At 48.6% G+C, this 2216-nt stretch carries 2 protein-coding genes; both read right to left on the bottom strand.

All coding sequences use genetic code 11. The features are described from left to right. Nucleotides 1–869 (bottom strand): TonB-dependent receptor (locus tag ACTIE6_RS26365; protein ID WP_439559473.1); only part of this gene is annotated, 869 nt, incomplete at its 3' end. A gap of 276 nt (nt 870–1145) precedes the next feature. Next, nucleotides 1146–2216: hypothetical protein (locus ACTIE6_RS26360; RefSeq protein ID WP_439559472.1), on the bottom strand; the 1071-nt coding region annotated here is incomplete at its 5' end.

Here is a 2216-nt window from a genome sequence, read left to right as displayed (position 1 = left end):
ACGTTGTAAAACAATCCGTTTCGCTGTGTTCCCGTGAAGGAAACGCGTGCTGCCAGTTTCTTGGAAAGCGGACCTGTTACAGATGCTTTGGCCTGTACGAAGCCGAAATTGCCATAACTTAATTCAAAGCTGCCACCCGGATCAAAGCTTGCCGCTCTCGTACTGATGTTGAATGCACCGGCAGTGGTGTTTTTTCCAAACAAAGTACCTTGCGGGCCACGTAGTACCTCAATGCGCTCAATATCTATAAAATCCAGCGCAGTAGCAGCGGGACGCGCATAATACACGCCATCCACATAAAACCCAACTCCCGGATCAACGCCGTCGTTCGTTAAACCATAGGTCGAACCCAATCCGCGGATGTTCAGCGTTGTATTCCGTGCGTTGGACACGTAAAGCTGCACAGTAGGCACGAGTTCCTTCAAACGGTTCACATTGAACGCACCCGCGTCCTCAGCAGTAGAACCACGGATTACCGATATTGGAATAGGTACCTCCTGGGCTGATTCCTGGCGGCGGCGTGAAGAAATGATCACATCTTCGAGGTTATCGGCTGCCGGATCCAGCTTGATCGTTACCTGCGTTTCACTTACAAGCACTTCCTTTTTCTGGTAACCCAAAAATGATACGATCAGTGTAAATGGTAATTTTTGCCCGGTAATCAGGTCAAACTGACCATTGGCGTCTGTGGCATCCCCATTGGTAGTTCCTTTAATGGTCACGGTGGCACCAACCAGTGGCGTGTCGTTTGTCGCATCCAGGATCGTACCACTGACGGTAGCATTGATCATAGGCTGGTCCTGCGCATGCACTAAAAACGAAACCAGAATAAAGCCGGAACTTAGAATGGTCTTGAAAAATGTTTTCATAGAGAGGTATCTTCTTATTTTTTGGTGGTGTTTAAAATAAAATGGCTAACGTCCGTGCATTTCCGGACAGAAGAATAGGGTTGACATCGGCTGCGATCGCAGGAAATAATTCGTGACACTGGTTTCAAGTTTTTGTGACTGCGTGCAAAACTAAAATAAAAAGCATTAAATCTATCAATTTAATAGAGTATATTTTATTTCAACAAAATAGCCGGCTACTGGTGACAGCAACCGGCTTTTTATAATTCAATGCAGCTTAATCTATTATTGTGCTGATTATTTAAATCCGAAAATGAAAGGAAAAAGGAAGGTGACAACAGCAGCCCACAATGCATAGACCGGAAGAAATGCAACCATTATTTTCCCTACTGGCGACAAGCCGGTCTCTCTCCTCCACGCATTCCAGAGGTTTGCGGCGACAAATAACAAATGAATGAGCATCAGCAGGTTGGCGCCCAGCACGGCGAGCCGGTTAGGTGTAATCCCCCACTCCGATATCCGGAACAAAACGGCCGAAAGTGCGATCCCATTGACCAGAATAGTAACAGCTGAGAGTAGAAATAATATTTGTACCTGCATCCGGTTCTTCTTTCCGGCATCGCTTCCCGAAACAGAAAAGAAGATCAGCGCCATTACGCCTATCAGCAGCGCATTGAAAAGCAATAGAAATTCACGGTCCTGGTAGGGGTTTTTATCTGAAAATACCATCGCGCCCAGATAAATAACAAGTATCACGAGTGCAATCGGGCTAAAAAGCTTCGCAATTAAAGGCGCTACCCTGTTGACAATGGCGGGCTGTGACTGCGTGAGGAATGTAGCAACCACCGGCACCGAAGCCAGTCCGCATATCACCACGTAATTGAAAAAGAACTCTTCGATACGCAGACCGATCAGGTGGAAAAGGTTGATCGTAATTGCGGTAGTTAGCCCGCCAGCAATCAGCAGCAGCACCACCATCACGGCGAGCTCGCCATTGTAGCGCAGGAATCCCAGCCAGCTTTCCCGGTTCCGAAGCTCACCTCCGCTGAATGCAAACCCCAGCAGGGACCAGAGCAGCAGGGGCAAATGAATAAAGGCAAGGATTACTGAGTCGCCGGGCAACCCAGGTTTTTCCTCCGGTAAAGCATTGATAAACACCGCGGCCGCAAGTGTGAGACTGGCCAGCACCGCACCGGTCTTGAACGAAATCCTGTTTTTCCAGGCAAAGTAGGCGATCAGAATTGGAAATATGATGAAGCTCATGTTGCGCGGATAGTAAATCTCCTCGTTAATGGGCAGCAACCGCGGCAGCTCGGCAAGGAACCCGGCAATCAGCGACGCTGCCACCACGAAAGTCCGCTCAGCGGG

The sequence above is a fragment of the Dyadobacter sp. genome (assembly GCF_051859145.1).
GTDB lineage: Bacteria > Bacteroidota > Bacteroidia > Cytophagales > Spirosomataceae > Dyadobacter.
The sequence above is the reverse complement of the archived record's forward strand: the minus strand, read 5'-3'. Positions and strand labels throughout refer to the sequence as shown.